6 protein-coding genes are annotated in these 4,821 nt (G+C 70.9%); 3 read left to right on the top strand and 3 right to left on the bottom strand.

Translation table 11 applies throughout. The features are described from left to right. Window positions 1-225: 225 nt before the first annotated feature. Genes L995_RS08990 through L995_RS08980 form a run of 3 tightly spaced genes read left to right on the top strand, consistent with a single transcriptional unit; the run spans window position 226 to window position 2,755 of the window. Complete coding sequence (locus tag L995_RS08990; RefSeq protein WP_026062596.1) at window positions 226-915, top strand: heavy metal response regulator transcription factor; 690 nt, start codon at window positions 226-228, stop codon at window positions 913-915. Next, window positions 912-2,291, top strand: a complete 1,380-nt coding sequence (locus L995_RS08985) for a heavy metal sensor histidine kinase (RefSeq protein WP_043789226.1) — start codon at window positions 912-914, stop codon at window positions 2,289-2,291. The genes L995_RS08990 and L995_RS08985 overlap by 4 nt, the downstream gene beginning before the upstream one ends. A 35-nt stretch (window positions 2,292-2,326) precedes the next feature. Then, window positions 2,327-2,755 carry a hypothetical protein gene (locus tag L995_RS08980; RefSeq protein ID WP_043789224.1) on the top strand — a complete coding sequence of 143 codons (429 nt, stop codon included), beginning with the start codon at window positions 2,327-2,329 and terminating at the stop codon, window positions 2,753-2,755. A 7-nt stretch (window positions 2,756-2,762) separates the two neighbouring features. Here L995_RS08980 and L995_RS08975 read toward each other — a convergent pair whose 3' ends face one another. The 3 genes from L995_RS08975 to L995_RS08965 are packed head-to-tail and all read right to left on the bottom strand — an operon-like array spanning window position 2,763 to window position 4,794. Further along, entirely contained in the window at window positions 2,763-3,200 is a 438-nt protein-coding gene (locus L995_RS08975; protein ID WP_047471106.1) for a PaaI family thioesterase, read from the bottom strand. Beyond that, window positions 3,197-3,421, bottom strand: a complete 225-nt coding sequence (locus L995_RS08970; protein ID WP_047471104.1) for an acetyl-CoA carboxylase biotin carboxyl carrier protein subunit — start codon at window positions 3,419-3,421, stop codon at window positions 3,197-3,199. The genes L995_RS08975 and L995_RS08970 overlap by 4 nt, the downstream gene beginning before the upstream one ends. 11 nt (window positions 3,422-3,432) lie before the next feature. Continuing rightward, window positions 3,433-4,794 (bottom strand): acetyl-CoA carboxylase biotin carboxylase subunit, encoded by a 1,362-nt coding sequence (locus L995_RS08965; protein ID WP_047471109.1) that lies wholly within the window; start codon window positions 4,792-4,794, stop codon window positions 3,433-3,435. Window positions 4,795-4,821 lie beyond the last annotated feature (27 nt).

Raw genomic sequence — 4,821 nt, 5'->3', positions numbered from 1 at the left:
CCACTGGAACAGCAGCGCGATCACGAGGATGGCAAGGGCGGCAAGACGGGGCCGGGTCATGGAAGAGGGCATGGCAGAAGTGCGGGATTGTCGGGCATGGCGTTTGACCCCAATCGCGACTGCCCCATGCCGGCGAGTCTAGGGCGGCGCAGCGACCCGGCGCTGTCGGGCACATGACAAATTTGTCATCTCCGGAAACCCTTGCCTGCCCCGACAATGCTCGGCATGAAAGTCCTGGTCATCGAAGACGAAACCAAGCTGGCCGACTACCTCCGCAAGGGCCTGACCGAGGAGGGGTTCGTGGTCGATGTCGCGCACAACGGCATCGACGGCCTGCACCTGGCCACCGAGCTGGCCTACGACCTCATCGTGCTCGACGGCATGCTGCCCGGCATCGACGGCCTGGCCGTGCTGGCGGCGCTGCGCCAATCGCGCCAGACGCCGGTGCTGATGCTGACGGCGCGCGGCCAGGTGGAGGACCGCGTGCGCGGCCTGCAAGGCGGCGCCGACGACTACCTGGTCAAGCCCTTCGCGTTCTCCGAGCTGGTGGCGCGCATGCATGTGCTGCTGCGCCGCGGCGGCGGCACGGCCCAGCCTGCGGCCGAGGCCACCACGCTGCGCATGGCCGACCTGGAGCTGGACCTGATACGCCGCCGCGCCACGCGCGCCGGCCAGCGCCTGGACCTGACGGCCAAGGAATTCAACCTGCTGAGCCTGCTTCTGCGCCGCCAGGGCGAGGTGCTGTCGCGCACCGAGCTGGCCTCCCAGGTCTGGGACATGAATTTCGACAGCGAGACCAATGTGGTCGAGGTGGCCGTGCGCCGCCTGCGCCTGAAGCTGGACCAGCCCTTCGCGCAGCCCCTGCTGCACACGGTGCGCGGCATGGGCTATGTGCTGGAGTCGCGCGCACCGTGAGCGTTGCCCCTGCCGACATTCCCCACCTGGGCCGGCGCCTGTCGCGCTGGCTGGCCCTGCAGACCATGCTGGGCCTGGGCCTGGTGTGCGCGGCCGTCTACGGGGTGGCATCGATGACGCTGGAGCAGCACCAGCACGAGACGCTGGACCTCAAGCAGCAGGCCGTGCTGCACCTGATGACCGAAAGCCGCAGCGCCCACAACGAAGCCGGGCTGGCCCACATGCTGGACGACTTTCTCACGGGCCTGGACGAGATGTCGCTGCGCATCACCGACCTGCAGGGCCGCGTGCTCTACGAACGCCTGCGCACGCCCAAGAATCCCGGCCGCACGCTGCAGCGCAGCTTCGAGGTCGTGCTGGCCGACTCCGGCCAGCAGGCCCGTGCCCAGCTCACGCTGGACCGGGCCGAAGACGACCGGCAACTGTCCCTGCTGGCCTGGACGCTGGCCCTGGCTGCCGTGGGCGGCGCCCTGCTGGTGTCGCTGACCGGCATCTGGCTGGTGCGCCTGGGCCTGGCGCCGCTGCGACAGCTGACCGAGCAGACGCGCCAGCTGTCGGCCCAGGACCTGCAGCGGCGCCTGGACGACAGCGGGCAGCCGCAGGAGCTGCGGCCGCTGATCGCACAGTTCAACGCCCTGCTGGAGCGGCTGTCCGTGGCCTACCGGCAGATGGAGGCCTTCAACGCCGACGTGGCCCATGAGCTGAACACGCCGCTGACCACGCTGATCAGCAGCTGCGAGCTGGCCCTGCGCAAGCCGCGCAGCGAGGCCGAGCTGCGCGAGGTGCTGGCTTCCAACCTGGAGGACCTGCGGCGCATGGCCGGCATCGTGGCCGACATGCTGTTTCTCTCCCAGGCCGACCGCGGCCAGGGCGCGCGCCTGGCGCCCTGGGCCAGCCTGGCCGCGCTGGCCCATGAGGTCATCGACTTCCACGAGGCCGCGCTGCAGGAGGCCGACCTGCAGGTCGTCGTCCAGGGCGACGCGGCCGCCGAGGTCGATGCGCGGCTGCTGCGCCGGGCGCTGTCCAACCTGCTGGGCAATGCCACACGCTATGCACAGCGCGGCTCCACCATCACCGTGCAGATCGGCGCCCGGCCCTGTACCCACCACGGGGGCGCCGGCGATGTGGCGCTGGCGGTGCTCAACCGGGGCCCGGCCATCGATCCCGTCCACCTGCCACGCCTGTTCGACCGCTTCTACCGCGCCGACGCCGCGCGCAGCCAGGCCGACCGCAACCATGGCCTGGGCCTGGCCATCGTGGCCGCCATCGCGCGCATGCACGGCGGGCGCTGCTTTGCCGAGTCCGAGGGCGGCTTCACGCGCATCGGCCTGGAACTGCCCGACAGCCCGAGCCCGCCGCGCGATTCCCCGGCCTGAACACAGGCACCGGAGCGGCGGCACAATGGCGCCCCATGACGCAAGACGCCCCCTCCTCCTACGCAACGCTGCTGGCCGAAGGCAATGCCCTGGTGGCCCAGGCGCAGCGGGCCGCCACCCAGGATTTCGCCCAGGCCCGGGCGCTGTGGCAGCAGGCCGGCAAGCATTTCTATCTGGCCCACAAGGCCGACCCGGACCAGGCGGAAGCCGCGTTTCGCCTGGCCCAGGCCTGGATGGCCGAAGCCCATGCGCTGCAAAAGGAAGACTCGCCAGACGCCGTGGTGATGTGGCGCAACGCCGCCGCGCAATGCGAGCTGGCGTTCGACCTGGAGCCCGAGAACGGCCGCCTGGCCATGACGGCCGCCAGCTGCCACATGTTCGGCGGCCAGCATGACGCGGCCAAGGCCTGGCAGCAGATCGGCCAGCATCTGCTGCCGCCGGCGCCCGAAGGCGACGGCGCCTGAAGCCAGGCTACAGCGCGATCAGCTTGAACACGGCCCGCGCCGTGCACACGGCCTGGCCCGCGCTGTCCAGCACATCGCCCTCGCAGAACACGGTGCGCGCGCCTGCGCGCAGCACGCGGGCCTCGATCAGCAGGTCGGTGGTGGCCGATGCCAGGAAATGCGTGCTCATCTCGATGGTCACCACGCCCAGCCGCAGCGGGTTGGACGAGCGCGCGGCCGCGCTCAGCGTGAAGTCCAGCGCGCTCATCAGCGCGCCGCCATGGCCATGCCCCCGGCTGTTGGCCAGGTGCGGGCGCATGGGCAGCCGCGTGCGCGCCAGGCCGGGCGCCAGGCTCACGGGCTCCAGGCCGATATGGGACATGAAGGGCACGTCGATGCCGAAGTAGCCGCGCGCCAGCGCGGCGGCCTCCAGGTCCGGGGTGGTGGAGATTCCAACGGCGTTCATCCGATCTCCGCAATCGCCTGGCCTTCGGCCACCAGCTCGCCCACGGCCACGAGCATGCGGCGCACGACGCCTGCCACCTCGCTTTCCACGGGAATCTCCATCTTCATGGACTCCACGATGATGAGGGTGTCGCCCAGGGCGACGGTGCCGCCTTCGGCGGCTTCCACAGCGGCCACGAGGCCGGCGATGGGGCTTGTGATCATGTTCGGGATGGTGGTCATGGGTAGGGCTTTCAAAGGGGGGCCAGTACGCGCTGGGCGATGCCGGTGTCGATGCGCAGGTCCAGGAAATCGGCGTGGCCCAGGATGCGTTCGATGAAGGGGATGTTGGTCTTCACGCCCTCGATGCGGGTCTGCGCCAGCGCCTGGCGCAGCCGTGCGATGGCCTGGGCGCGGTCGCTGCCATGGGCCACGAGCTTGGCGACCATGGGGTCGTAGAAGGGCGTGACGCTGCAGCCCTGGGCATAGCCGGTCTCCACGCGCAGGCCTTCGCCCTGGGGCATCTCGAATCGGTCCAGGCGCCCCGGCGAGGGCAGGAAGCGCACGGGGTCCTCGGCATAGATGCGCGCCTCGATGGCATGGCCGCGGGCCACGGGTTCGGCGGGCAGCACCTCCCGCATGCGCTCGCCGGCGGCCAGGCGGATCTGGGCCTCGACGATGTCGATGCCCGTGATCTCCTCGGTCACCGCATGCTCGACCTGCAGCCGCGTGTTCATCTCCAGGAAGACAAAGCCGTGCTGCGGCGTGTAGAGCATCTCCACGGTGCCGATCACGTCATAGCCCGTGCGCGCCAGCAGGCCAGCCAGCAGTTGCCGCATGTCGGCCAGGGCCTGCGCGGGAATGCCTGCGGGGCGGGCCTCTTCCACCACCTTCTGGTGGCGGCGCTGCACCGAGCAGTCGCGCTCGAACAGCACGCGCACCTCGCCATGGCGGTCGGCCAGCACCTGGAACTCGATGTGGCGCGGCGCCTCGATCAGCTTTTCCAGGTACAGCTCGGCCGTGCCGAAGTACTTGGCGGCCATGCCGCTGGCCTTGGACCAGGCGGCCTCCAGCTGCGGTGCATCGTGCGCGGGCAGCATGCCGATGCCGCCGCCCCCGCCTGCGGGCTTGACCAGCACGGGAAAGCCGATGCGCGCCGCCTCGGCCTGCGCCTCCTGCACGCTGTGCAGCACGGCCGAGCTGGCCGCCTGCGGCATGCCCTGGGCGGCCATGAAGGCCCGCGCCTGGGTCTTGTGGCCCAGCGCGCGTATCCAGTGCGGCGAGGGGCCGATGAAGCACAGGCCCTGGCGCTGCACGGCCTCGGCGAACTCCGCGTTCTCGGAGAGAAAGCCGTAGCCCGGGTGCACGGCATCGGCGCCGGTCTCGCGCGCCACCTGCAGCAGCCGCGCCTGGTCCAGATAGCTTTGCGCGGCGGGCGCAGGGCCTATGCACACGGACTGGTCGGCCGCGCGCACATAGGGCAGGCCGGCATCGGCCTCGGAGTACACGGCCACGGATTCAAGGCCCATGCGCCGCAGCGTCCGGATCACGCGTGCGGCCACGGCGCCCCGGTTGGCGACCAGCACGCGGCGGATGGGGTGCGGGGCGCCGCTCATGCCGCCTCCGAGGACGCCGCTGGCGCG

Source organism: Delftia sp. ZNC0008, assembly GCF_000799035.1.
Taxonomy (GTDB): domain Bacteria; phylum Pseudomonadota; class Gammaproteobacteria; order Burkholderiales; family Burkholderiaceae_C; genus Comamonas; species Comamonas tsuruhatensis.
This window is presented reverse-complemented; position numbering and strand designations above follow the sequence as displayed.